Source organism: Knoellia sp. p5-6-4 (assembly GCF_029222705.1).
Taxonomy (GTDB): Bacteria; Actinomycetota; Actinomycetes; order Actinomycetales; family Dermatophilaceae; genus Pedococcus_A.
On record NZ_JARGZF010000001.1, the window covers coordinates 92740 to 118126 of the forward strand.

The following is a 25387-nucleotide window of genomic DNA, read 5'->3' on the forward strand; positions in this document are numbered from 1 at the left end:
GTCAGAAGTCGCCGCCGCCGAAGTCCCCGCCGAAGTCTCCGAAACCCCCACCACCGAAGTCGCCACCCGCATAGTCGGCGCCACCGGCTTCCGCACTGCCGGTGTCTGACGTGCTGGTGTCGGCTGTGCCCGTGTCCGCGCCGCCGGTGTCGCCGGCCTCGGCCGCCTCCGGCGAGTCTGCGTACCCGTCGAAGAGCGCATCCGCGAGGGCCGAGCCGATCACCACGCCGGCGATGGTTCCCATCATCGAGCCCACGATGCTGCCACCCATACCCATACCCGTGCCCCCGGCGCTGCCACCGAAGCGTCCCCGGCTGAAGGCGTGCTCGAGGTAGCCGGGCCGTCGCAGCTCGGCACGTGTCGCGGAGCGGGCGAGGGACTGTGGGTCCGCACCGGGTGGCCGCTCCCCCGCCGGCAGGTCCCGGCTGAGCTCGGCGAGCACCTGGCTGCGTTGTTCGGGCGTGAGCCGTGCGAAGGCCTCCGCGTGCACCTGTTCGAGCGCCTCGGGCGGGGCGGTGCGCAGCAGGTACCGGTAGCGGGCGACGGCTCGTTCGTCAGGGCCGGCTGCTGGGCGCAGCCCCCCGTCCGGCACGGAATGATCCGGCGGCGGCGGTGCGTACGGCGGTTGCTGCGTCCTCGGCTCACGGCCGAGCAGCCGGTCCAGGAACCCCATGGTGACCTCCACCCTCGGGCCGACCCCGTGGGCCGGCTGGTTCCACCCTGCAGCAGCCCGAGGCGGGCGGCAACGCAGACGACGTCCATCGAGCCCCTGCCCGCCGGCTCAGGACCCGGCGCTCGGGGCTCAGGCTCAGGCTCAGGGCCCCAGCACGGCCCACACGAACTTGCCTCCATCGACAGTGGGAAGTGCGCCCGACCCCCGAGCCAGTGCCTGCACCACGCGCAGGCCGCGCCCCGCGGGGGCATCCGGCGCCGTCAGGCGGGTCACCGGGGGCGCGGGGTTGCGGTCACGCACGCCCACCCGCAGACGGGCCCCGTCCCCGGCCAGGAAGACGTCGATGTCGGTGTTGGCGTGCTGGATCGCGTTCGTGACCAGCTCGCTCACGACCAGGGGGCCCGATGCGAGGTGCTGGTTGAGACTCCAGTCGAGGCAGCACCGGATCAGGAAGCGGCGCGCGTTGCGCGCCGCCATCGCTCCCGGACTCAGCCGCAGGTGGGCGCTGCGTGGCGCACGACGGCTCATCACCTGGGTCCAGCCGTGCAGCATCGAGGAGGCGTAGCTCAGGTGGTCAGCACCCTCACGTCCCGCGAAGTGCGTTGGGGCACCGACGTCACGGCAGGCGAACACCACCGGCACGGCCGGCCAGTCGGCGACGTGCCGACCGGCTGACGCCAGCACGTCCAGCGCCTCGTCGGAGGTGCCCGCCAGGGGTCCGGTGAAGCTGCAGACAACGCCGCGGGGGCACTCGGCGAGGGCGAGCTGGATGCTGTGGTCGACGTCGTCGGCCGTGTCGTCGTAGGGAGGCTCGACCTCGATCAGCCACACGCCCCGCAGCGGGTAGGCGGAGACCCGCCCGGTGGCGCCCATCGGCGCCGGCGCCGACCAGTTCGCGCCTGCCCACGACCCTCGCTCCGCACCCTTCCCGGAGCCCCCGCGCGCTCCCCGGACAGCCGGACGCCGTGCGCGTCTGCGCGGGGTGGCGCCGGAACCCGCGGCGCCTGCCGAGCGTGTAGGACCAGACATCGCAGGCTCCCTGTGTGCCAGCCAGACCGGCGGGCTGGCAGCCCGACATCCCCCTGCGACGCGGTCGCCGACGTCGAACTGCTCGGTGCAACGCTACGCCGTCGGTCCTGCGGAGACTAGGGCGAGCAGCGGGGCCGAGATCAGGCCCCACCTGTCGAGCTCTCGTGGCAGCCGACTGGGGCGCCTGTACTAGGACATCCACCGCTGACGGCTCCACCACATGGCACGAATGTCCTACGGCCGCAGGCTGTTTGGGCCGGGTCTCACTCTCCCTACCGTCAAGGCCCTGGGCTGGTCGCGCCCTCGTCCCGCTCCCGCGGGAGCGCACGAGGTCGCCGCGCCGGAGGGGGGACCATGGCGTCGAAGATGCTGGTCGTGAGCCTGACGGGCGCCGCGGTCGCCGTCATGTGGGCTTCGTCCGCCGCGGGCGGGACGGGCACCCCACCGGCGGTGGGGACAGCCGCCAGCCCGAGCCGACCTCCTGACGTGAGCCGCACGCCCACCGCCACCTCGGCCGAGAAGGACCTGGTCCGGCCCCGTTCCACGTCGGCCCGGCCCACGTCGACGACATCGACCGGCCGGCCGGCCCGGCCCACGGCCCTCGTCCCCTCGAGCACGACGAAGAAGACACCCCCGGCCACCCGTCCCGGCGGCACGAGGACGCCGCCCCCACCGACCAAGGCGAAGCCGAGGCCCGCACCGCCACCCGCACCGCCACCCGCACCGCCGAGGCGGTCGAGCGGACCCACCGGCTGGCCGGCGCTCGATGCCGCGATCGCCCGCATCCCCGGCTACTCCGCGGGCGGCATCCGGTGGAGCGTCACCTCACGCTACGGCCACTGGGGGGCAACGGATCTGGCGACGAGCGAGATCTTCATCTCCCCCGCTGTCAGCCCAGGCCTGCTCGACTCGGTGGTGCGCCACGAGTACGCCCACGTCGTCACCGTCCGCGCCTACGGTGGTGACTGGCGAGCCGCGAAGAGCGCCACGAACGCTGCCTTCGGCGGGTCGGGCCGCACCGGTGTCGAGCTCGCAGCGGACTGCATGGCCAGGGCGATGGGGGCCTCGTGGACGCAGTACACCTCCTGCGCTCGGCAGGACTGGCAGCAGCTCTCCGCCCGGCTGCTGTCGGGCAGGCGCCTGTAGCGGCGCCGGCAGACCAGCCGGCAGTGGCGGGTGCAGTCCCGGTCAGGGCCCGTCCCCGGTGGCGCCGGACTCCTCGCCGGTGGAGCGGGACCGCTCCTCGCCGGTGGGTGCGGGGCTCACCCCGAGCAGGCTGTCGACCTGTTGCTGGCTCAGCACGGAGGGCGCCTCGCTGGCCCCGTCGATGACGTCGGCGAGCAGCTCGATCTCGGACCCGAGGTCCTGGTCGGTCAGCTCGGGGTCCACCGGCATCGTCACCATGCCCGCTCAACGCACGGTCGCGCGCCCCGGTTACGGGGACGGACCCACTTTCGCGCGCAGGGCAGCGCAGTTCACCCGAACGGCTGACCCCGGCCTCGTCGTTTCAGGTGAGGTGCCACCGAGCCCACCCGGCAATCCCCTCGTTCCACGCTTGACCGGTGCAGGTGCTGCCAGGCCGGTGGAGGGGACCTTCCTCCCTGTCGCGGGGCCCCTCGCCCGGCGCACCGTGAAGGGGTGATCACCCCAGCGCGTCCCCTGAGTGCAGCGGCGCCCCTGCCGCGAGGTGCGGCTTGGCGCGCCGTGGCCCGGTCGGTCCTCGTCACGGCCGGCATGCTCCGTCGGCGAGAGGTCCTCCGCCCGCGCGACAAGGTCGGACGCGTCATCCCCTTCGCGGACGGGACGTCCGGGCGCGTGTACCGCGAGACCGCCGTGCGCCGGACACCGGCGGCCCCGTGCGTGCTCGTGGTGTCGTTCAGGCTCCGGCTCGTCCGCGGCCGGGCGCATCCGGTCTTCCGGGCCGAGAGCCTGCTGAACACGCCCCTCTTCGTCGGGTTCCCCGGGTTCGTCTCCAAGCTCTGGCTCGCCCACGACGCCCGCGGGCTCTACCGGGGGCTCTACGAGTGGGACGGTCCCACCCGCGCTGACGCCTACGCGCGCTCACTCTGGCGCGTGCTCGAGCTCGTGTCGCAGCCGGGCTCCATCGACTACCGGGTGCTGCCGGGGCTGGGGCGTGACGCCGTGCTCGCCGAACCCGCACTGCTCGACCGCTTTGCCGCGACCGACGTCGGTGGGGCCGCGTGGTGGCGCGTCGTGGCGGCCTGACCCCGGAGGTGGACGTGCTGGTCGTGGGTGCCGGACCGGCCGGCTTGGCCACCGCACTCCAGGCGCGGGCCCACGGCGCCCGGGTGCGGGTGGTCGAGCGCAGGACCGACGCGTTCCGGCCCTCGCGGGCGATGATCGTCCACCCCCGCACGCTGGAGGGACTGCGGCCGCTCGCCGTGACAGACCGCCTGCTCGAGGTCGGCGACCGCGCGCCGCGCGCCGAGCTGCACCTCGGCAGCCGCACCGTCTCCACACGGCTTGCCGATGTGGCGCTTGCCGACACGGCATACCCGCACCTGACGATGATCCGGCAGATGGACGTCGAGGAGGCCCTGACGGACGCGCTGGGCCAGCGCGGCGTCGAGGTCGAGCGTGGCACGGAGCTGGTGGCCGCCGCGGCAGGCCACGGCCTCGCGCGGGCCACCCTGAGTGCTGCCGGGCGGCTCGAGGAGGCCACGGTCCGGTTCGTCGCCGGGTGCGACGGGCAGTCGAGCACGGTGCGCAGCGTCATGGGCACCGGGTGGCACGGCGGCCCCTACGGCGAGGAGGTCGTGCTCGCGGATGCGGAGCTCGACGGCGGCCTCTCCCCCGGCGTGCTGCACGTCGCTGCCGGCCGTTCCGGGCTGGTGTTCGTCTTCGCACTGGGTGAGGGCGCCACGTGGCGGGTCCTGGCGACCCGTCCCACGACCTGCAGCGGGCTCGCGTACGGGCAGCCGGGGCCCGCGGTGCCGGCCGGCGAGGTGCAGGCGCTGCTGGACGCCGGTGGCATGGGCGCGAGCCTCACCGAACTGCGCTGGTCGGCGGTCGTCCCCCTGCAGCACCGGCTGGCACGCTCCTTCCGGCAGGGGCCGTTCTTCCTCGCCGGCGATGCCGCGCACACGCACTCGCCGGCTGCCGCTCAGGGGATGAACACCGGCATCCTCGACGGGCTCAACCTCGGCTGGAAGCTGGCCTTCGCCGCCCGTCGCGCCGCTGCAGCCCCGTCGCGGTCCGGTGCCGGGGCCCTGCCTGCCACGAACCAGGTGCACGACAGCTCGGCTCTGCTCGACTCCTACGAGATGGAACGCCGCCCCGTCGCGAGGGAGGTGCTCGCGCTCACCCACCTGGTCTTCTTCGCCGAGGCCTCCGCCAACCCGCTGGCGGCCTTCCTGCGCGGGACGCTCGTGCCGCTCGCGGCGCCCCTGGTCCCGTTTGTGCTCCGGCAGCGCCTGCCGATGGCGGAGGTGGTGCGCGTGCTGTCCCAGGGCTGGGTGCGCTACCGCGCCAGTCCCCTGTCCGTCGACGCCGGCCGGAACCGAAGGGGTGCACAGCCCGGCGACCGGCTGCCGGACGCAGCAGTGACCTGCGGGGGGCGCCGGACCCGCCTGCACGAGCGGACCGCGACCCCCGGCATACACGTGCTGCTGCAGCGGGACGGTGTCGTCCCGGACTGGCTGCCTCCGCACGCACCGGTGAGCATCCACCGGGTCGAGAGCTGGTCGGGCACAGGCCTGCTCGCCGTCCGGCCCGATGGACATGTGGGCTTCCGCACGGATCACGCGGACGACGGCGGACTCGCCCCGTGGCTCGACTTGGTCGGCGCGCTGTGACAGGGGCACGCCCGTGGACTCTTGACCTGGGACGGGTACCACGGGTCGTCGTCGTGCTTCCCGCGGGTCGGGGGTGGGGGTGGCCGTGCGGCCGTCAGGACGCCTCTCGTGAACCCGCTTCAGGGTCGTGCGGGTCACGAGAACAGCGAGCAGGAGGATGCCGCCGAGGATGAGAAGCGGGTAGCCAGGGCCTGGCAGCCGGATCAGAACGGTACCGAGGATGGTCATCACAGCTCCGGCGACAATAGGCAGTGTGCTCACGGCCCCCAGCCCAAGGCCGAGGTCATCCCGCGAGGACGCGGTTGGGTGGTCATGCCCCGTCCTCTTGCCCGAGTTTTGGCTCGGACTCAGCGAATTCGACGAGCAGGGGTGGGACGGTCCATCCCTAGGGTGGGTATCCGGTGCGCCGGCCACGGGCGACATTGAGGTTGTTGCCCCACCCTCACCCCTGATCGGAGCCGACCACATGCCTTCCTCATTTCCGACGCTCGCCGCGCGCTCACTGCGCCGCCTCGTCGTCGTTCTCGCCCTCCTGGGCAGCCTCGGCGGTCTTCTGCTCGTCACAGCGCAACCTTCCGCGGCAGCGGTGCCGTATGACCAGGTCGTGTCGTTCGAGTCCAAGAACTACCCCGGACGCTACATCCGGCACCGCAACTGGCTGGGCGAGATCACGCCCCTGTGGAGCGGTCTGGACCGGCAGGACGCGACGTTCATCGTGCGCGGCGGCCTCACCGGTGCGGCGGGCACGGTGAGCTTCGAGTCGGCCAACTACCGCGGCCACTACCTGCGGCACCAGGGTTGGCGGATCAAGCTGGCGGCGCCCGACGGAAGCCAGCTCTTCAGGCAGGACGCGACGTTCACGGCGCGCGAGCTCGGCTACGGAGAGTGGAAGTTCGAGTCGGTCAACTACCCGGGCCACTTCATCCGGCACAGCGGTTTCCAGCTGTGGCTGAACAGGGCCGACGGCAGCGTCCTGTTCGACCGTGACTCCACCTGGCACCGCAAGCCCGCCGCGAATGGCACCCAGGGTCGTGGCGAGTGCACCGACTGGGCCCTCTACAAGCGTCCCGACCTGTCTGGCACGGTCAGTGGCAACGCGGAGCTGTGGACGGAGCAGGCACGCCGTGCTGGGCGCCCGGTGTCCAAGGCCCCGTCCGAGCGCGCCGTGGTGGTGTTCCAGCGCAGCGTCATGGGCGCCGGTTCGACGACCGGCCACGTCGCCCACGTCGAGCGCGTTGCGCGCGACGCCTACGGCAACGCGACGTCGTTCGTTGTCTCGGAACAGAACTGGAACGGCAACAGGTATCCCACCAACCGCACCATCCAGGTGAGGGACCTGCCGCCCACCGGCGTGGACTTCATCCGCTGATCGCGGCGTCTGCGGAACGTCGAAGGAGAGGGCGCCCCCCGGGCGCCCTCTCGCTGTTCCGCGAGTGGTGCGCACTGCCCTGGTAGACACCCGTGACCTGTGCCCTGAGACCGGCGCCTCAGATCCAGCCGCGGCGCTTGAAGAGCACGTAGAGGGTGAGGGCCAGCACCGAGATGACCACCACGCTGGCAACGAAACCGGAGGTCTTGCCGATGCCGGGGTAGGCGACGTTCATGCCGAACCACCCCGTCACCGCAGTCGGGACCGCGATGATCGCTGCCCAGCCCGTCAGCTTCTTCATGACGACGTTCAACCGGGCGTCCTGCAACGCGATGTTCGTCTCGAAGACCGTCGTGACCATGTCGCGCAGAGACTCGGTCCACTCCGAGGCGCGCAGGACGTGGTCGTACAGGTCGGTGTACCAGCCGTCGAGCTCGCCCTGCCCCCCGCCGAGGTCGGACTGGTGCCGCATGACGGTGTTGACGACCTCACGCATCGGCAGCACGACCCGGCGCAGCTGGACCAGCTCCTTGCGCAGCCGGTAGGTCCGCTCCTGGAGCCGACGGGTGCCGCTCTCGGCGAAGAGGGCGTCCTCGAGCAGCTCGATCGCGTCGTCCATCGCCTGGATGGTGTCGAAGTGCCCGTCGACCACGACGTCGAGCAGGCCGTGCAGGAGGGCGCCGGAGCCCTGCTTGACGAGGTCGGGGTGGTCACTCCACCGCTGGACCACCTCGTCCATGTCGAACCGGTCGTCGGGGCGCACCGTCACGACACCGCCGGGCAGGACGAACACCGACAGCCTCTGCAGCTCGAGCCGCGACTCCACCGCTCCGTGCTGCCCGTTGTCGCCCGAGGGGAGGCGGGTGGCGTAGACGGTCACGAAGGTGTGGGTCGCGTGCCGGGTGGCCTTCGGCCGCTCCGCCGACGCCACGGAGTCCTCGACCGCGTGGGGGTCCAGCAGGAGCTCCTGGGCCAGCTTGTCGAGCCCTGCCCGGCTCGGGCCGCACAGGTCAACCCACACCAGGCAGTCGTGGTCCTGCAGGTGGTCCGAGAGCTCGTCCAGCGGGAAACCGTCCACGACGTCCCCCGACCGGCGCCACAGCCTGGTGCGGACGCTGTGCGCGATCTCGGTGGTCACACCGGCAGTCTCCCGCACAGCCGGGGTCGGCGAACCCCGGTTCCGGCACAGCGTCTGCCTCCCACGCGCCGTCTCGGCGCTGGACGTTCAGCGGTGGAGCTCCGGGCCGTGGGCGCAGCACTCGGGCAGCTCGGCGTGCAGGATCTCGATGGCCCGCATGGCCTTGTCGACGAAGCGGGGCGAGGACTCGATGACGAACCGGCGCGGGTGGGCCGACCACGCCTGCAGGATGCGCTCGTCGATCTCGGCCGCCGCCTCCGGTGACTCCGTGCGGAGCGGGTTGCGATGGTTGTAGCCGCGTCCCGGGGACGGCGTGCGCAGGTGGATCACGGCGCCGTAGCGCTCCAGCTCGCGCCGCGGGTCGGTGTGCACCGAGGCCCAGAATTCCGCGGGGTCTCCCGGCCAGTAGGCAACCCCGTCCACCGTCCCACGGTCGCACAGCACGATGGCCGGGCGGTGGGCGTCACCGACCACCTCGAGCTCACGCTGCACGTGGAAGATGGCGCGCTGGGAGGCCTGCCGGCAGGCGGGGTCCTCCTCCCTCGGGAAACCGCCCCCGAACACCACACCGGCGGACTCGGGGAGGATGTGGACGTGGCGGCACACCGCGTGCCGGAGCAGCTCGAGCAGTGCAGTCTTCCCTGCTCCGGGGCCGCCGGTCACCACCACCCGGCGCGGCGTGTGCTCACTCGTGCAGGAACAGGCGACCGTCATCGTGGCTCGCTCCTCCGGTCGACTGCCACAGGGACGTGCGACCTCACTCGGTGCGTCGCACGGCCAGCACGGCGACGTCGTCGTCGTGGGACGGCTCCCGCAACCGGTCCACGAGGTCGGCGAGTCCGTCGGCCACGCCGCGGCCGACGAGGTCGGGCATCGCGTCGTGGACCCGCTTCATCCCCTGGTCGATGTCCTCGTCGCGCCGCTCGATGAGCCCGTCGGTGAACGTCAGCAAGGTGTCTCCAGCCCGGAAGGGCACCCGCGACTGCCTCCGGCGCTGCCGCCCGGCGCCCAGCGGTGCCCCGTCTGCGTAGGGCAGCTGCTCGGTGCTGAGGTCGCCGCGCAGGATCACCCCGGGCGGGTGGCCCGCGTTGGCGATCATCAGCTCGTCGTGGCGGGGGTTGAGCACCATGTAGAGAAGCGTGACCAGCTGCTCGGACCCGTAGCGATCGAGCATCAGGTCCAGGCTGCGGATGACCGCCTCGGGCGAGGGGTCGACGGCGGCGTACGCACGCACGGCCGACCGCATCTGCGCCATGGCGGCGGCGGCGCGGACCCCCCGGCCCATGACGTCGCCCACGAACACGGCCAGCCGGCCGCCGCCGATCGGGATGGCGTCGTAGAAGTCGCCGCCGACCTCGGTGCGGCCCGAGGGGCTGTAGTGGCTCGCGATCTCCCATGCCGGGAGGCTGGGCATGGCTTCGGGCAGCACAGCCTGCTGCAGCTGCACCGCGGCCACCAGCGTCTGGCTGTGCAGCTCGGCGTTGTCGATCGCCACGGCGGCCCGGCGGGCGAGGTCCTCGGCGAACGCGAGGTCCGACGGCCCGAAGTGCCGTTCGGACTCCGCGGCCGCCCAGGTCATGACTCCCAGCACCCTGCCCCGGGCGGACAGCGGCACGGTGAGGGCGCTGCAGAGCCTGAGGTCGCGCGCGATCCGGAGGTGTTCCTCGTCCTTGGCGGAGGCGACGAGCATCTCGTCCGTGACCTCCGGGACGAGCAGGCTCGTGCCCGACCGGATGACCTGCCACGGACCAACCGGGGCGTCCGGGTCCGCGGGGTAGCGGTCCTGGAGGGACCGGGCCAGCTCGACCTTGGCCGGGTCCACGTGGGCGACGGCCAGCCGGTTCAGGCGGGTGCCGTCGACGACGTCGATGCCGCACCAGTCGGCGAACGTGGGGACGGCCAGCTGGGCCACGCGCGCCAAGGTGGTCTCGTAGTCGAGGCTGCTGGCGAGCTCGGCCGAGGCGTCAGCCAGGAACTGGAGCTTGGCGGTCTGGGCGGCCACCTCCTCGGACACGCCGATCCGCTCGAGCGCCTGGGCGCACGTGTCGGCGACGATCTCGAGGAACTCCAGCTCGGCTGCGTCGACGGGACGGCGGCCCTGGAAGGACAGGGCGATCGCGCCGAGGGTCCGGTCAGACGCCCTCAACGGCAGGGCGACGATCGACTGGTCGGGTACCGGGGTGTCCCCGATGACGTCGGGGAACCGCCGCGTCAGCTCCGCCGCCCCGACCACGGTGACCACCCGGCCGGTGCGCACGGCCTCGCTGGACGGCGTTCCGATGGCCAGCGGGTAGCGCCTCCACCGACGCGCGTCGCTCTCCTGGAGGCCCCGCAGGCCGATGATGCGCAGCGCGTCGTCGCCGTCGCGCAGGGTCAGGGTCGCGATCGGCGCCCCGACGGCGTCTGCCGCGTGGGTGATGATGATGCGCTCCACCGCGTCCACCGACTCGGCCACGGCCAGCTCGGAGGTGACGCGGGCCAGCCGGGCCAGGCTGCTGGCGGGGCCCAGCCGGCCGTCCCTGTCCACATCCCCCTGCGCCGGCCCGTCGATCGCGGTCGCGACGCAGAGCATCCCGACGACCGCCCCGTCCCGCCACATCGGAGTGAGGGTGACCCGGCGCTGCACCGGACCAGCAGCAGTGAGAAGCGCCGCGGTTCCTGTCCACGGCGTCCCTGCCAGCACCTGTTCGGCGACCGCCACGAGGCGCGCGTGCTCGGCCCCGTCGAAGACCTCGCTGGGGAGGTCAGCGCCCTCGAGCCGGGCGGAGGACGCCGGTGCCCCGACGGTCCCTCGGGCCGCGGCGTTCGCGTACGTGACCCGACTGGAGCGGTCGACGAGCAGAGCCGCGTCGCCGAAGGCGTCGAGCAGGCCCGGGTCGGCAGGCCAGCAGTCACGCCGTTCGCCACTCACAGCGCACATCATCACAGTCTGCTCGCTGCCCGAACAGCATTTCGCGGAATCCGTAGGACCGAGGCTCCCGAGTCGCGGCCTCAGGCCAGGACGGCTGCCGGCGCCGGGAACGGCGTGCTGTTGACCACGGCGAGCTGCCGCAGGGTCTGGCGGCACAGGGCAGCCAACCCGCGACGGTCGAGCCGCTCGCACACCCATTCCCAGTGGAGCGAGCACCAGTCGCCCGCCGAGACGCCCCCGGCGAGCCCGAGGCCGTCGACCCGCAGGAGGGCCCGCTCCTCGCGCTCCTCGCCCAGGTGCAGGCGACGGCCGTCCCAGCACAGCGGCCGCGACCGGACGACCGCCTCCGGCCCCCGGACCTCCATCACGTGTCCCCAGCGCACGCGGCAGCGGTCGAGCACGTGCAGCGGCTCGTCCACCCGGCCCTCGCGGAGCAGCCCCAGCCAGGGGTAGACACCGAAGACGTGGAACGAGTGGTGCGGCACCGCACCGGCAGGCACCGCGTCGACCAGCCTCGGCCAGGAACGCCGGCCGGCACGGTCGCGGAAACGCGCCTCGAGCGAGTCCCCGAGCAGGCGTGGACCCACCCGGTCCAGCAGCTCGTTCCCGACCCAGTAGGCCTCGACGACGCGCGCGTCGAGGGGGTCGCCGATCCGGTTGGCTGCGGCGATGAGCTCGAGGTAGGGCCACGCGCCCTCGAACCCGCGGGCCAGCCGTCGCAGGTCCGGGTCGTCGACCCCGGCCGCGACCTGCTCGAGCAGCTGCTGCGCCGCGTCGGGCCCGCAGTAGCCGAGCGCGTTCGGCGGGTAGGCGTACGCCGCGAACCGCAGGGCCCCGTGCAGCCCCGACGCTGCGCTACCCGCCGGCACGGACCGTCCCGCTCTCAGGCACGGGCCGCGCCGCGCCCCTCCAGCCGAGCCACACCGCCGCCGCACCCCCGAGCAGCAGTGTGGCGAGCCACAACGCCTGGGGCGCCAGCGCGGTGCCGTTGACGGCGGCGCCCAGGCCGGCTGTGACCGGTGCCGCGAGCACCAGCACGGCCGTGACGTCGACAGCTTGCGCACGGGCGAGGGCGGCGAACCACGAGGCGACGTAACCGGCGAGCAGCAGACCGGTGACCAGAACCCACCCGAGCTGCTCCCGGGTCATCGACCCCAGGGCACCCGCCTGGCCGGTGACCGCGAGCCAGGCCACGAGGGCCACCGAGCCCAGGCCCATCCGTGCCACGCCGACCGTCCACGACGACACGTCGTCCAGCAGCCACTTGGCGACGACGACCTCCACCGACCACAGCAGCGTCGCGGCGAGGATCATGACGCCGGCGGCGCCGAGCTCGCCGGGCAGGCCGCCGGCCAGGCCCACCTGCCCGACGACCAGCAGGCCGATGGCGACCCAGTGGCCCCACTGCAGGCGTTCCTTCAGCAGTGGAAGGGCCAGCAGCGCCACCCAGAGCACGAGGGTCTTGTGGATGAAGGCGGCCTGGGGCGACGACGCCCGGCTGAGCCCCTCGAAGAACAGCACGAACGGCACGCTGCCGCCGATCACCCCGACCGCCGCGAGGGCCAGCCACCGGCCGCGCGTGCGCGGCACGGTCAGGCGCGCCCCGGCTCGGGAGCCCAGCCCGACGACGGCGAGCAGCACGGCCGCCGCCACGAGGTTCTTGGCTGTCGTGTACACCGTGGCGTCGTCGAAGGCCTTGACGCCGTAGGCGTTCACGAAGACCGAGAAGCCGCTGATCGCGGCCGTGACGAGCGCGAGCAGTATGCCGGTGCGGCGGGTGGTGTTCATGGCTCCCTCATCTGTTCGGTGGGCTTAGCCTGTGCGGCGGTCCCTGCCTCTTCTGTGGTCTCTGCGAGCCGCGACGGTGCGGTGGACCGCAGCGCTGCGGCCTCGTACGCCTCCTGCGGCGACAGCCGGCGCAGGGCGAAGCCGGAGTGGCACAGCAGCCAGTCGCCCGGAGCGACGGCCCCGTCGAGGGTCAGCAGCGACACCGTCGCGGTGCGCACGGACGACCGCACCACGGCGGTGCCCACGTCCGGGGCCTCGAGCACCTCGGCCAGCTCACCCAGGCACACGGGCGGCTCCTTCCGGCGTGGTGGTCCCCTCCGACGCCTCCCGCACGACTGCGAGGACGCGGTCGACGGCGGTCGGCACGGCGGCGGCGACGGCGGGCGACAGTGGCGCGCCGTGGTCGAACGACGCCGCCTCGACACCCACCAGCACCACCCGGTCGGGCAGCCGGCGCAGCGCCCTGGCCAGCTCGACGGCGGAGGCCAGGCCGAACGCGTGGGTGCCACCGCGACCGGTCCGTCCCCAGGCAGACTCGCGCAGCCGCTCACCCAGCGCGCCCGTCTCGAGCACCGTCAGGGTGCCGGGTTCCGAGCCGGAGCGGACGGCGTCGACCACGACGGCGAGCTCGTGGCCCGACCACAGCTCGACCAGGTCGGTGGGGTCCTCGTGTGCGACGACGTCCACGCCCGGCACGTGGCACGCCGCGACCCCTCGCGCCACGACGACCCCCACGGCGTCATCGCCCCGGTGCGGGCTGCCCAGCCCCACCACGAGCGGTCGGGAGGTGACCGGCCCCGTCGGAGCACCCCTCACGCCCGTCATCCCCGGTCCACCGTGAGGTCGAGGAAGTGGGTGGCACAGGAGATGCACGGGTCGTAGTTGCGGATGGCCTGCTCGCAGCGGTGCTGCAGCGCGTGGTCGTCGAGCTGGGACCAGCTCTGCACCATGGTGCGCAGGTCGGCCTCGACACTCGGCTGGTTCTGCGAGGTCGGCGGCACGATCTGCGCGTCGCGGATGATGCCCTCGTCGTCGAGGACGTAGCGGTGGAACAACACCCCTCGGGGCGCCTCGCTGGCGCCGAAGCCCTCGCCCGCCCGGGGCGGGACGGGCACGCTGGCCGGGCCGCTGCCCGTCCAGCCGTCGATGATGCGCAGCGCCTCGTGGTAGGCCTCCACCAGCTCGACGGCCCGGACGATGATCGAGCGGAACGGGTTGCGGCAGGTGTCGCCGAGCCCGGCCTCGCGGGCCGCCTCCCGGGCCACGTCGCTGAGCCGGTCGGCGTTCAGGGAGTAGCGGGCCAGCGGGCCCACGACGTAGGGGTCGGGTGAGCCGTCGAGGCGCGCGTGCAGGGCGTTGGAGTGGGGGACGTGGAACTCCTCGATGTGCTTCGTGAAGTCGCGCACGGCGAAGGCCCCGCCGGAGGACGTGACGACGCTCCCGGCCTCGATGGGGTACCCGCTCTCGGCCCGCAGTGCGAGGTACTCGTAGGGCTGCTCCAGGTCGGGGAACTCGAACCCGGCCACGAGCTTCACGGTCTGCACCGCCTCGTCGAGGGCCCGCTGCAGCCGGGGCCGCACGGCCCGCAGCTCCTCGCGGGTGGGGTACCGGTAGAACCCGCCGACCTTGACGTTGACGGGGTGCACCGATCGACCGCCGACGGTGTCCATGAGGTCGTTGCCGGCCTTCTTGATCCGCAGGCCCCGCTCGACCACGTCGGGGTGGTCGGCAGCCATCTCGACCGCGCCGTCGTAGCCGAGGAAGTCGGGCGCGTGCAGGAGGAAGACGTGCAGGGCGTGGCTCTCGATCCACTCGCCGCAGTACAGCAGCCGCCGCATGAGCCGGATCTCCTCCGGCACCTCCACCCCGCAGGCGTCCTCGACCGCCCAGCACGAGCTCATCTGGTAGGCCACCGGGCAGATCCCGCAGATGCGCGCGGTGATGTCCGGCGGCTCCGTGTGGGCGCGGCCGCGCAGGAACGCCTCGTAGAACCGGGGCGGCTCGTAGATGCGCAGCTGCACGTCGGTGACCGTGCCGTCGCGGTACTCGATGTGCATCGCCCCCTCGCCCTCGACCCGCGCCAGGGTGCCGACGTGCATCACCTGGCCGCCGTCGGTGAGCTTGTGGCTCATGCGTCCTCCCCCTCTCCCGCCGGTGGCCCTCCCTGCTCGTGCCGCTCGCTCTCCCGGCGGAACGGCTCCGAGGCCGCGTTGAAGGTCCGGAAGATGCGCACTACCTCGGGCTCGCTCATCCCGAGCTCTCTGAGCCCGTGGGCGATCGAGACGGTGTTGGGTGTGTCCTGGGGGCCGAAGCAGCCGTAGCAGCCGCGGTCGAAGCTCGGGCACAGGGCACCGCACCCTGCCTGGGTGACCGGCCCGAGGCACGGCGTCCCGTGGGCCACGGTCACGCAGACGTTGCCCCGCCGCTTGCACTCGACGCACACGCTGTGCGACGGGATCCGCGGCTTGCGGTCCTGGATCGACGCGGCGAGCACCTCGAGCAGCTGGCGCTTGTTGATCGGGCAGCCGCGCAGCTCGAAGTCGACGGAGACGTGCGCCGAGATCGGCGTGGAGCGCGACAGCGTCGACAGGTACTCCGGGTGGGCGTAGACGATCGAGCGGAACTCGGCGACGTCGCCGAAGTTGCGCAGCGCCTGGATCCCGCCGGCCGTGGCGCACGCGCCGATGGTGATCAGCCGGCGCGACACCTGGCGCACGTGCTGGATGCGCTCGAGCTCCTCCGGGGTCGTGATCGAGCCCTCGACCAGCGAGACGTCGTAGGGCCCCTCCACCACCGCGCGGGTGGCCTCGGGGAAGTAGGCGATCTCCACCTCGCCCGCGAGGCGGAGCAGCTCGTCCTCGCAGTTGAGCAGCGTGAGCTGGCAGCCGTCGCAGGAGGCGAACTTCCACACGGCGAGCGTCGGCCGCGTACGTTCGGTGGCCGTTGCGTCGGATCGGTCGGTGACGGTCATGGCTAGAGCTCCGCCCGGGCCATCAGGGGCTCGAGGACGTCGTAGGTGAGCACCGGGCCGTCCACGCAGAGGAAGTACTCGCGCAGCTGGCAGTGGCCGCAGAGGCCGACCCCGCACTTCATGTTGCGCTCCATCGACAGCCGCAGCCGCGCCGGGGGGACGCCGCGGGCGCGCAGGGCCATCGCGGCATACCGCATCATGACCTCCGGCCCGCACACGAGGGCCAGCGTGTTCACGGCGTCGAAGCCACCCCGCTCCACCAGCTGGGTGACCAGGCCGACCCGCCCCTGCCAGGCGTGCTGTCCGTTGTCGACGGTGACCTGCACGTCGACGGCGTGGTCGGCGGCCCAGCGGCGCAGGTCGTCACCGAAGAGGATGTCCTCGGGGGTGCGGGCGCCGTAGAGCAGCAGCACGCGGCCGTAGGACGCGCGGTCGGCGCACACCTCGAGGACGGCCGGGCGCAGGGGTGCCAGGCCGATGCCGCCGGCGACGAAGACGACGTCGCCACCGCGTCCGGACGACACCTCCCAGCCGGTGCCGAACGGACCTCGTATGCCGAGCTCGGCGCCGGGTGCGGCGTGCACCAGCGCCCGCGTGACCGCGCCGACGTTCCGAATCGTGTGCTCGAGGACCGCGGGCCGGGCCGGGTCGCCGCTGATGGAGATCGGCGCCTCCCCCGCGCCGAACGCCTGCATCATCGTGAACTGGCCGGCGGCGAACGGCATCGGCACCCCGTCGACCGGCTCGAGCACGAGCGTCCAGGTGTCGCGGGTGTCCTGCCGGTGGCGCCGGACGACGAACGGCCGGGGCAGGAAGGGGTCGCGCGGGCGCGCTGCCCGGGAGCCGGCACCGGCCACCGCCGTCATACCGGGGCTCCGTAGACGTCGAGCAGGCGGATGCGCGCGGAGTGCAGCCTGGTGGACATCACCTGCACCACCCGCTGCAGCATCGCGTAGCCGACAGCCGGGTCGGTGTCGCACTTGTCGCGCAGGCAGGCGCCGTCGAAGGCGATGGCGCTGGTCTCCTCGGTGGCCCGCGCGTCGAAGAGCCAGCGGTAGGGCGGCACGAGCCACGACCAGCCCACGACGTCGTCGGCGTGGGCGCTGTCGACGACCACCGGCGAGCCTGCGGGCGCATGCACCTCGAGGCTGACCCGGCCGTGCCGGATCACGTAGAAGGTGTCCGCCGGCTCGCCCTCGTGGAACAGGTGCTGGCCCGGGTGGAAGTGCACGTTGACGGCGCACCCCGCGACCAGCGCGACGAGCGGCTCCGGCAGACCCGCGAAGAAGGGGTGCTGGGGAAGGTACTCGGCGATGGTCTGCACGGCGGTCGTCTCCTCACTCGGGCGCCGGGTCGGGCGGGCTCAGGGGTGCCGGGAGGTTCGAGCCGCGCACCCCGCGCAGAGCGGCCGCCTCCTCGGTGATGTCGATCCCGGCCGGGCACCAGGTGACACAGCGGCCACAGCCGACGCACCCCGAGGACCCGAACTGGTCGTGCCAGGAAGCGAGCTTGTGGGTCATCCACTGGCGGTAGCGGGACCGGGTCGAATCGCGGACGGTGCCGCCGTGGATGTAGGAGAAGTCCGCGTTGAAGCACGAGTCCCAGACGCGGTGGCGGTCGGCGGACTCCCCGCTGAGGTCGGAGACGTCCTCCACCGTGGTGCAGAAGCACGTGGGGCACACCATGGTGCAGTTGGTGCAGGCCAGGCACCTCGAGGCGACGTCGTCCCACCGGGGGCTGTCGACGCTGGCGTAGAGCAGGTCGCGGATCCCGTCGGTGTCGAGCCGGCGCCCCATCCGCTGCGCCGCCTGGTCGGACACGGCACCTGCCGCGGCCAGGTCGCCCGCGGCGGCCGCCGTCGCCCCGATCTCGTCGAGCAGGGCCCCACCCCGCTCGCTGCCGACCTCGACGACGAACCGGTGCTCCGGTTCCAGCAGCTCGGTGAGGGACAGGTCGAACGGCGCCCCGCGGCCCTGCTCGGGCCGCGGTCCGGTGCCCATCGACACACAGAAGCAGGTGCCGCCGGGGTCGGAGCAGGCGACCGCGATGACGAAGGCCCCCTCGCGGCGCTGGGCGTAGTGCGCGTCGGTGAAGCCGCGGCCCGTGAGCACGGTGTCGTGGATGCCGACCGCGCTGAGGTCGCAGGAGCGCACGCCGAGCAGGGCAGTGGGCCGCTGGTCGGCGCCGTCCTCGTCCTCCACGTGGGTCCCGCCGGTCGGGCTGCCCGGCGCGCCACCGACCTCGAAGCCGGTGCCGCCCGCCGTGCGCTGCCCCCGCCACAGCAGCTCGTCGGTCGGGAAGAACACCGGTTTGGCCGACTGCGCCCCGGCGGCGAACCCGAAGAGTGCCTCGTCGTCCCGACGGCGCAGGCGATATCGGCCGGGCTCCTGGTCGTCGCCCCAGCCGCGCGGCAGGTCGGCCACCGCGGTGATCTCCGCGTTGACGACGGCACCGCCTCGCACCGTGGGGCCCATCACGCGGTAGCCGCGCGCGACGAGGGCGTCGAGCAGGGACTGCAGGCCGGTCTCGTCGATCAGCCGTGTGTCCACCATGACGCCCCCCGCTAGGAGCCCAACGAGATCTCTCCCTCACCACGGTAGGCGGGTTCGTCCCCCGGCGAGGGCGGTTTGCCAAGGCCCGGGAAGAGGTCGTCGCCGCGGCGGTGCCGGATGCCCTGGCTGGAGTTACGCTGGCCGGGTGAGCCTGCTCACGGGACGGACCGGGCAATCCGGGAGCCACCTTGCGCTCGTCTACCACGGCGTCGACGAGTTCGTCGGCCGGGTGAGCGGGTACGTGCGCGCCGGGCTGGCCCTCGACGAGCCGGTGCTGGTGCTGGCCTCGCGCGAGAAGGTGGCGCGGGTGCGCGACGAACTGGGGGCCGTTGCGGCAGCCGTGGAGTTCGCCGATGCCGAGGTCGGCTACCACCCCCAGCTCCGGGCGACCTACGAGTGCCTGGACTACATCCAGCGACAGGGGGGCCGCCGCTCGCGGGTGGTGGCCGAGCAGGCTCTCGGCAGGCGCTCGCCCATGGAGGTGGCCGACTACCTTCGGATGGAGTCCGCGGCCAACGTGGTCTACCAGCCCTACCCCGTCGAGATCCTCTGCCCGTACGACGCCTCAGCCCTGAGCAGCGACCTGATCGAGGCGTGTCACCGCACCCACGCGGAGCTGCTGGAGGACGACGGGGCCCGGCGAAGTGCCTTGTTCGTCGACCCGCACCGCTTCATCCCGGACAGCACGACGGTGCCTGCGCCCCCGGCCTCCGCGCCCGCCATCAGCTGCCTCACGGGAGCCGACGTCCCCAGCGCGCGCCGCTTCGCGCGCGAGGAGGTGCGGCGGGCCGGGCTGCCCGACGACGTGGTCGACGACGTGGTCCTCGCCGTCAGCGAGCTGGTGTCCAACGCGCTCACCCACGGTCGTCCGCCTGCCCGCCTGGCGGTCTACACCGAGCACGCGCCGGGGCAGGTGCCGGTGCTGGTCTGCCACGTCCGCGACGACGGGGGCGGCCCCGTAGACGCGCTCGCCGGCTACGCGCCGCCCGCGGACCTCGGCACCAACGGCCGCGGCCTGTGGATGGCCCGGCAGCTGTGCGACTCCGTGGAGGTCAGCACCGACGGTGGGACGACCGACGTGCGCGTGCTGTCGCTGCTCCCGACTGGCTAGGGCTGCACGGGGATGCGGGCGGCGAAGTCCTCCACCTTGTGCTGCCAGCCCTCCTCGAGCGGACCCTTCAGGCCCGTCACGAGCACCCTGTCCTCGGCGACCTCGGTGAGCCCCTTGGCCTGCAGCGCCTCGTTCATCAGGGGCCGCACCCGCTGCCACCGGGCCTGCTCCTCCTCGGTCGGCATCCGGCCCGTCTTCTTGTCCGGCTGGGGCGCGGCCTCCGTGGTCAGCAGGGCATACCTCGTCCCGGGGGCGAGATCCACCTTCTTCAGGAAGCGCCGCATGCCGCCGATGGGACGTCCCATCCGCCCCGGTGAGCTGAAGAGGTAGAGGTCGGCCGACGGCAGCTCCTGCGGCCGCACGTCACGGATGTGGTGCACCGCCACCGCTACCCCCCTGGCCTCCATTCGGTGCTTGAACTCCTGCGCCACCTGGGCGCCGTTCCCGTACTTGGACGCGTGGACGTACTCGATCCTCATGCCTCCATGGGGACCGAGGGTGCACGGCACCCGTCAGGGCCGAACGTCCCCCAGATCGAGTTCAGGTTCGATGCGCGCCCAGACCAGCTTGCCGCCGTCGCCGGTCGGCAGCGCCCCGCAGGCCTGCGACAGCGCCTCGACCACGACGAGCCCTCGACCGTTGAGCGAGTCGTGGTCGGCGTCGACGGTGGCCGGTGCGTCGCGGGCCTGGTCGCGCACCCCCACCCGCACCATCGCCACCCCGTCGCTGACCAGCACCACGCGGACCTGCTCGGCCGTGTGCTGCACCGCGTTCGCGGCCAGCTCACTGACCACGAGGGCGCCGGCATCCGCGCAGGGGGCGACGTGCCACTCCTCGCAGGTGCGAGCGAGGAACCGACGGGCTGCCCCCACCGAGGCGGGGTGCCGCGGCAGGGCCAGTTCGGCCCGGAGCAGGTGTGGTCCGTCGGCGACCAGGGCGGTGGCAGCCAGCATCGAGGACGCGAACGCCAGGCGTGACGTCCCGAGCCGCTCCCGCAGCGCCTCCCGCACCTGCGCGTTCCCACAGGCCACCACGACAGGCGTCTCGGGCCAGGCGTCGGCGTGCCGGGTCAGGGGCGACAGCGAGGCGACCGAGGTGTCGGTGAGCTCGTCCATCCCGTCCGGCAGCACGAGCACGACACCGTCGGGGCACTCCGCGAGCGCGGTCTGGACGGCGTGGTCGACGTCGTCGCCGAGGTCCTCGAGGGGCGCGTCGGCCTCCACGATCCAGACGTCGCCAAAGGGGTAGACCCTCAGGCCGCCGGCTCGGCCGACGGTCGCCGGTGCCGCCCAGTTCGCACCGGCCCACGAGCGTCGCGCACCCTTGCCACTCATCGAATCCCATCTCGCAGCCTTGCCCTGCCGCCTCGAACGCTACTCCCGACCCGAGATGTCCGCCCGGGATAGCGCCGCCGGTGGCAGAGTGGGCGGTGCGACCACGGGCTCGCCCGTGTGCGGACCGAGGCACGGGGAAGGGAGCATGGAGACCTCCACGACCCAGTCCGACCCCTCCCTGCTCGAGGCCTCGTCCGTGGCGAGCGAGCTGGGCTCGGACCCCGCGACCGGGCTCAGCCCCCAGGAGGCGGCTGCGCGTCTGGCCAGCGTGGGGCCCAACGAGATCGCGTCCGCTCCCCCGGTGCCCGCCTGGCGCCGCTTCCTCGAGCACTTCCGCGACCCGCTGGTCTACCTGCTCCTCGCCGCGATCGTCGTCTCGCTCGTCGCGTGGGCGTTCGAGGGCGCCGAGGGGCTGCCGTTCGACGCGATCGTCATCGCGGTCATCGTCGTGCTCAACGCGGTGCTCGGGCACCTCCAGCAGGCGCGGGCCGAGCACGCGGTCGAGGCGCTGCAGCGGATGAGCGCGACCACCGCCACGGTGGTGCGCGGCGGGGCGCAGGTGCGGGTGCCCACCCGCGAGCTCGTGCCCGGCGACATCCTCCTGCTGGCCGAGGGCGACACCGTCGCTGCCGACGCCCGGCTTCTGAGCGCCTCGACCTTGAAGGTCTCCGAGGCCTCGCTCACCGGGGAGAGCGAAGCGGTGCTGAAGGATGCCGCGCCGCTGCGCGCCCCCGCCGCACTGGGCGACCGGCTCAACATGGTGTTCAACGGCACGGCGGTCAGCCAGGGAGTGGGACGCGCCGTGGTCACCGACACGGGCATGGCCACCCAGATGGGGCAGGTCGCCGACCTGCTGCACGTTACCAGGGAGGACCCCACCCCCCTGCAGCGGGAGATCGCCCGGGTGGGCCGGATGCTCGGCACCGCGGTCGTCGTCATCGCCCTGGTCGTCATGACCACGGTGTTCCTCTTCTTCGGCGTCGAGAGCGCCGACGACGTCGTCACCACCCTGCTGCTCGGGGTGTCCCTCGCCGTCGCCGCCGTGCCCGAGGGGCTCCCCGCAGTGTTGTCCGTGGTGCTCGCCCTCGGGGTGCAGCGCATGGCCGCGCACCACGCCATCGTCAAGAAGCTGTCCTCGGTCGAGACGCTGGGGTCGGCCTCGGTGATCTGCTCCGACAAGACCGGCACCCTGACCAAGGGCGAGATGACAATCGGCCGGGTCGTCACCCCGCTGGGTGAGGTCAGTGTGACCGGGGCGGGGTACCGGCCGGAGGGGGACCTCCTCCACGACGGCGCCGATCTCGAGGAGCACGACCCGCTGTGGCTCGCCACGGCATACGTGCTCACCGGCGGCTGCCTGGCCAACAACGCGGTCCTGCAGCAGGAGGCGAACGGTGACTGGGCCATCCAGGGCGATCCCACGGAGGCGGCGTTCCTGGTGGCGGAGGCCAAGCTCGGCACCCACCAACGGCGGGCGGCCCGGTTCAGCCGGGTGGCCGAGATCCCGTTCACCTCCGAGCGCAAGCTCATGACCAGCCTGCACGCGGACGCCTCCCGCGACGGCATGATCGCCGTGGTCACCAAGGGCGCACCCGACGTGCTCCTCGACCGGTGCACGCGGATCCAGGTGGGCGGCGACGTGGAGCCGCTGGACGCGGGGTGGCGCGCGCGGGTCCTCGACGACGTGGAACGCCTGTCGGGAGAGGCGTTCCGCACCCTCGCCGTGGCCTACCAACCCCTCGAGGTGACGGCGACCCCCGCCCTCGAGGAGTCCCTCGAGCACGGCCTCGTCTACGCCGGCATGGTGGGCATCATCGACCCACCGCGCCCCGAGGCCGCCGCCGCGGTCGGGGAGGCCCACCGGGCAGGGATCAGGGTCGTGATGATCACCGGTGACCACCCCCGCACCGCGGCAAGGATCGCCCGAGACCTCGGGGTGGTCTCGTCAGCGGAGTCGCTGGCCGTCACGGGCACCGAGCTCGACGCGCTCGACGACAAGGGCTTCCGGGCCGCGGCCCGGGAGCGCAACGTCTACGCCCGCGTGACGCCGCGCCACAAGCTGCGCATCGTCGACGCCCTGCAGGCCGAGGGCCAGGTGGTCGCGATGACCGGTGACGGTGTCAACGACGCACCTGCCCTGAAGTCGGCCGACATCGGGATCGCGATGGGCCAGACCGGCACTGAGGTCACCAAGGAAGCCGCGAAGATGATCCTCGCCGACGACAACTTCGCGACGATCGTCCGCGCGGTCCGGGAGGGCCGCGACATCTTCCTCAACATCAGGAAGTTCCTGCGCTACCTGCTGTCGTCCAACATGGGCGAGGTCATGACGGTCTTCCTCGGCGTCGTGCTGGCCGGCGTCATCGGCCTCTCGCGGGGTGACGGCGCCGTCGTGCTGCCGCTGCTGGCGACGCAGATCCTCTGGATCAACCTGCTCACCGACAGCGCGCCGGCCCTGGCGATGGGCATGGACGCCGAGACCGAGGACGTCATGAGCCGGCCCCCGCGCACCCTCGAGGAGCGGGTCATCGACCGCCGGATGTGGGGCGGGGTGCTCTTCATCGGCCTGGTGATGGCGCTGGCCTCCCTCGCCGCGATCGACCTCTACCTGCCGGAGGGCCTCCTCGCGGGGACCCACGACCTCGACAACGCGCGCACCGCGGGCTTCACCGTGCTGGTCCTGGCGCAGCTGTTCAACGCGTTCAACGCACGGTCGGAGACGGGCACGGCGTTCCACCGCCTCTTCGCCAACCGCTGGCTGTGGGGTGCGGTGGCCCTGTCGGCGGCGCTGCAGGTGGCCGTGGTGCACCTGCCCGTGCTGAACCGCGCCTTCGGCACCGTGCCGCTGGCCCCCGGGCAGTGGGTGGCCTGTGTCGGGCTCGCCAGCACGGTGCTGTGGGCCGGCGAGCTGCGCAAGCTGGTGCTGCGCCTGACCGCACCGTCGGGCCGGGGTGGGGTCAGGTCAGCGGGATGACGAGCTCGGTGCGCAGGTCCTCCGGCGGGCAGCTGCGCGGGTCGGTCACGTAGACCTCCCGCGGCGGCCCGCTCGGCCGGCGGCCGCTGTCCCCCACCCACTGCGTCAACGTCTGCCACGAGGCTGCCAGGCCGTCGTAGGGGCCGCGGTGCACGAGGGTCGCCCCCTCCCCCTCGGGCAGCTCGCGCGCCTCGATGTCCTGTGCCCCCACTGGGCCCGTCCCCACGGGGACGCACACCTCGATGGGGAACTCCCCGTCGGGCGCCCCCAGGTAGAGCACGAACGGCGGGCCGCTGGGCTGCACCCCCGAGTCCGACAGGTGCTGCCAGAGCGCGCCGAACGCACTGTCCATCCCCGTCGCGATCGACGCGAGAGTCACCTCGCGCCGCACGACCAGCACGTGCTGCGAGGGCAGCGTCGTCACGTGCACCTGCTCGTCCATGCATCTCCTCGGGAGTTCGTCGGCACGACCCCAGCCGCGCCGACGGGCACGCTCAGGTCGCCAGCGGGTAGTGCGGGTGGACCGGCGAACGGCCCTGGAACGACAGGATCGCAGGGTTCTGGACCACCCCGTCGCGGATCTCGATCGCCCGGCGCACCGTCGGGTGCTCCTCCCAGGCGTCGCTGCCGCCGAGCACGTGCCCGAGGAACGGCAGCAGCGCCTCGCTGATCTCCCACGTCGCCGAGCTCCACAGGTAGGACGGGCTGTGGTCGACCGCGTAGTAGAGGACCCCGTCGCCCACTTCGAAGACGGGGTCGGCGAACGTCGTGGGCCGTGCCCAGCTGAACCCCATGCCCTCGTCGCACGAGACGTCGACGACCAGGGTGCCTCGCCGCACGGCCGGCAGGTCCTCCTCGGTGAGGAACACGGCAGGGCGGTCGGTGTCCTGCAGCACGCAGTTGACGACGATGTCGTGCTCGGCGAGGAAGGACGCCAGCGGCACCGGTCCCCGATCGGTGACGGCGTGGCTCATGTGCTCCTCGGTCCGGTCGTCGAAGTGCACGATGCGCGCGGTGTGGATGGGGGCTGCGACGGCAGCCACCTGCCGGTGGGTCAGCACGTCGACGTCGAAGATGCCGAGGCCGTTCAGGGCGGTCACGGCCCCGCGTGCGGTGGCGCCGAACCCGATGACCGCTGCCCTCAGCTTGCGGCCGAAGTCGCCCGTCACCCCAGCGATCTGCATCGCGTGCAGCACCGAGCAGTAACCGGCCATCTCGTTGTTCTTGTGGAAGACGTGCAGGTTGAAGGAGCCGTCGCGGTTCCAGTGGTTCATGGCTTCGAAGGCGATGAGGGTGAGGCGCTTGTCGATGGCGAGCTGCGTGAGCTTCTCGTCCTGCACGCAGTGGGGCCAGCCCCAGAAGATCTGACCCGAGCGCATCTCGGCGAGGTCGCTGAGCACCGGCTTCGGCTGGAGGATGACGTCGCACTGCTCGATGAGCTCCGCCTTGGTCCGCAGGCCCGCCACGAGCTCGCGCAGCGCCTCGTCCGGCACCCCGAACCGCTCGCCGTAGCCCTGCTCGAGGAAGATGCGCTCCCTGAGATCGGGTGCGACGTGCCGCAGGTGCTGCGGGTGGATGGGCAGTCGGCGCTCATTCTCCTTCTGTGAGCGCGCCATGACGCCGAGCGTCAGGGGGTGTTCCCGTATGCCGTCCGCTGCCGTCATCGTCAGACCGTCCTTTGCCGTGGTGCCCCGGCGGGTTCTCGCCGATGAGAACCCGCTC

General features: G+C 72.7%; 25 protein-coding genes. 6 read left to right on the plus strand and 19 right to left on the minus strand.

Features of this window, described 5'->3' with window-relative positions; all coding sequences use genetic code 11:
• Window position 1: 1 nt before the first annotated feature.
• Window positions 2-673, minus strand: a complete 672-nt coding sequence (locus P2F65_RS00470) for a hypothetical protein (protein WP_275803097.1) — start codon at window positions 671-673, stop codon at window positions 2-4.
• Window positions 674-814: 141 nt separating this feature from the next.
• Window positions 815-1546 (minus strand): ATP-binding protein, encoded by a 732-nt coding sequence (locus tag P2F65_RS00475; RefSeq protein WP_275803099.1) that lies wholly within the window; start codon window positions 1544-1546, stop codon window positions 815-817.
• 510 nt (window positions 1547-2056) lie between these two features.
• On the opposite strand from P2F65_RS00475, the gene P2F65_RS00480 reads away from it, so the two are divergent.
• Window positions 2057-2848, plus strand: a complete 792-nt coding sequence (locus P2F65_RS00480) for a hypothetical protein (RefSeq protein WP_275803101.1) — start codon at window positions 2057-2059, stop codon at window positions 2846-2848.
• A 42-nt stretch (window positions 2849-2890) separates the two neighbouring features.
• Here P2F65_RS00480 and P2F65_RS00485 read toward each other — a convergent pair whose 3' ends face one another.
• Complete coding sequence (locus P2F65_RS00485) at window positions 2891-3106, minus strand: hypothetical protein (protein WP_275803103.1); 216 nt, start codon at window positions 3104-3106, stop codon at window positions 2891-2893.
• A gap of 234 nt (window positions 3107-3340) precedes the next feature.
• Between P2F65_RS00485 and P2F65_RS00490 the strand changes: the two genes are divergently transcribed.
• The 3 genes from P2F65_RS00490 to P2F65_RS00500 all read left to right on the plus strand — a co-directional run bounded on the left by P2F65_RS00490 (window position 3341) and on the right by P2F65_RS00500 (window position 6886).
• Window positions 3341-3928, plus strand: a complete 588-nt coding sequence (locus tag P2F65_RS00490) for a hypothetical protein (RefSeq protein WP_275803105.1) — start codon at window positions 3341-3343, stop codon at window positions 3926-3928.
• Window positions 3904-5517, plus strand: a complete 1614-nt coding sequence (locus P2F65_RS00495) for an FAD-dependent monooxygenase (RefSeq protein ID WP_275803107.1) — start codon at window positions 3904-3906, stop codon at window positions 5515-5517. The genes P2F65_RS00490 and P2F65_RS00495 overlap by 25 nt, the downstream gene beginning before the upstream one ends.
• A gap of 466 nt (window positions 5518-5983) precedes the next feature.
• Window positions 5984-6886, plus strand: a complete 903-nt coding sequence (locus tag P2F65_RS00500; RefSeq protein ID WP_275803109.1) for an AbfB domain-containing protein — start codon at window positions 5984-5986, stop codon at window positions 6884-6886.
• A 118-nt stretch (window positions 6887-7004) separates the two neighbouring features.
• On the opposite strand, the gene P2F65_RS00505 is transcribed toward P2F65_RS00500, so the two are convergent.
• From P2F65_RS00505 to P2F65_RS00560, 12 genes are all read right to left on the minus strand, one after another.
• Entirely contained in the window at window positions 7005-8024 is a 1020-nt protein-coding gene (locus P2F65_RS00505) for a magnesium transporter CorA family protein (protein WP_275803111.1), read from the minus strand.
• Between the two features lie 87 nt (window positions 8025-8111).
• On the minus strand, window positions 8112-8738 hold the full coding sequence (locus tag P2F65_RS00510; protein ID WP_275803113.1) for an ATP-binding protein: 627 nt from the start codon (window positions 8736-8738) through the stop codon (window positions 8112-8114).
• A 43-nt stretch (window positions 8739-8781) separates the two neighbouring features.
• Window positions 8782-10935: a SpoIIE family protein phosphatase gene (locus tag P2F65_RS00515; protein ID WP_275803115.1), complete on the minus strand. Its 2154-nt coding sequence runs from the start codon at window positions 10933-10935 to the stop codon at window positions 8782-8784.
• 80 nt (window positions 10936-11015) lie between these two features.
• Window positions 11016-11804, minus strand: coding sequence for a DUF6390 family protein (locus P2F65_RS00520; protein ID WP_275803117.1), 789 nt, complete (start codon window positions 11802-11804; stop codon window positions 11016-11018).
• A complete protein-coding gene (locus P2F65_RS00525; protein ID WP_275803119.1) occupies window positions 11791-12723 on the minus strand; it encodes a DMT family transporter in 933 nt (310 codons plus the stop codon). Before P2F65_RS00525 ends, P2F65_RS00520 begins: the two co-directional genes overlap by 14 nt.
• Window positions 12720-13010 (minus strand): HypC/HybG/HupF family hydrogenase formation chaperone, encoded by a 291-nt coding sequence (locus P2F65_RS00530; protein ID WP_275803121.1) that lies wholly within the window; start codon window positions 13008-13010, stop codon window positions 12720-12722. The genes P2F65_RS00525 and P2F65_RS00530 overlap by 4 nt, the downstream gene beginning before the upstream one ends.
• Window positions 12997-13539 (minus strand): hydrogenase maturation protease, encoded by a 543-nt coding sequence (locus P2F65_RS00535; protein ID WP_275803124.1) that lies wholly within the window; start codon window positions 13537-13539, stop codon window positions 12997-12999. The genes P2F65_RS00530 and P2F65_RS00535 overlap by 14 nt, the downstream gene beginning before the upstream one ends.
• A 5-nt stretch (window positions 13540-13544) precedes the next feature.
• Entirely contained in the window at window positions 13545-14855 is a 1311-nt protein-coding gene (locus P2F65_RS00540; RefSeq protein ID WP_275803126.1) for a Ni/Fe hydrogenase subunit alpha, read from the minus strand.
• Entirely contained in the window at window positions 14852-15694 is an 843-nt protein-coding gene (locus P2F65_RS00545; RefSeq protein WP_275803128.1) for a hypothetical protein, read from the minus strand. The genes P2F65_RS00540 and P2F65_RS00545 overlap by 4 nt, the downstream gene beginning before the upstream one ends.
• A gap of 2 nt (window positions 15695-15696) precedes the next feature.
• Window positions 15697-16560 (minus strand): FAD/NAD(P)-binding protein, encoded by an 864-nt coding sequence (locus tag P2F65_RS00550; protein WP_275803129.1) that lies wholly within the window; start codon window positions 16558-16560, stop codon window positions 15697-15699.
• Window positions 16557-17018, minus strand: coding sequence for a cyclic nucleotide-binding domain-containing protein (locus tag P2F65_RS00555; protein WP_275803131.1), 462 nt, complete (start codon window positions 17016-17018; stop codon window positions 16557-16559). The genes P2F65_RS00550 and P2F65_RS00555 overlap by 4 nt, the downstream gene beginning before the upstream one ends.
• Before the next feature lie 13 nt (window positions 17019-17031).
• Window positions 17032-18246 carry a 4Fe-4S dicluster domain-containing protein gene (locus tag P2F65_RS00560; RefSeq protein ID WP_275803133.1) on the minus strand — a complete coding sequence of 405 codons (1215 nt, stop codon included), beginning with the start codon at window positions 18244-18246 and terminating at the stop codon, window positions 17032-17034.
• Between the two features lie 145 nt (window positions 18247-18391).
• Between P2F65_RS00560 and P2F65_RS00565 the strand changes: the two genes are divergently transcribed.
• A complete protein-coding gene (locus tag P2F65_RS00565; RefSeq protein ID WP_275803136.1) occupies window positions 18392-19357 on the plus strand; it encodes a sensor histidine kinase in 966 nt (321 codons plus the stop codon).
• Here P2F65_RS00565 and P2F65_RS00570 read toward each other — a convergent pair.
• On the minus strand, window positions 19354-19836 hold the full coding sequence (locus tag P2F65_RS00570) for a hypothetical protein (protein WP_275803138.1): 483 nt from the start codon (window positions 19834-19836) through the stop codon (window positions 19354-19356). The genes P2F65_RS00565 and P2F65_RS00570 overlap by 4 nt on opposite strands.
• Before the next feature lie 33 nt (window positions 19837-19869).
• On the minus strand, window positions 19870-20691 hold the full coding sequence (locus P2F65_RS00575) for an ATP-binding protein (RefSeq protein WP_275803140.1): 822 nt from the start codon (window positions 20689-20691) through the stop codon (window positions 19870-19872).
• Window positions 20692-20836: 145 nt separating this feature from the next.
• On the opposite strand from P2F65_RS00575, the gene P2F65_RS00580 reads away from it, so the two are divergent.
• On the plus strand, window positions 20837-23665 hold the full coding sequence (locus tag P2F65_RS00580; protein ID WP_275803142.1) for a cation-translocating P-type ATPase: 2829 nt from the start codon (window positions 20837-20839) through the stop codon (window positions 23663-23665).
• Here the strand turns inward: P2F65_RS00580 and P2F65_RS00585 are convergent.
• Window positions 23649-24107 carry a GyrI-like domain-containing protein gene (locus P2F65_RS00585; protein ID WP_275803144.1) on the minus strand — a complete coding sequence of 153 codons (459 nt, stop codon included), beginning with the start codon at window positions 24105-24107 and terminating at the stop codon, window positions 23649-23651. The two genes, P2F65_RS00580 and P2F65_RS00585, sit on opposite strands and share 17 nt — an antisense overlap.
• Window positions 24108-24159: 52 nt before the next feature.
• Window positions 24160-25329, minus strand: coding sequence for a N(5)-(carboxyethyl)ornithine synthase (locus tag P2F65_RS00590; RefSeq protein WP_275803146.1), 1170 nt, complete (start codon window positions 25327-25329; stop codon window positions 24160-24162).
• Between the last annotated feature and the right edge of the window lie 58 nt (window positions 25330-25387).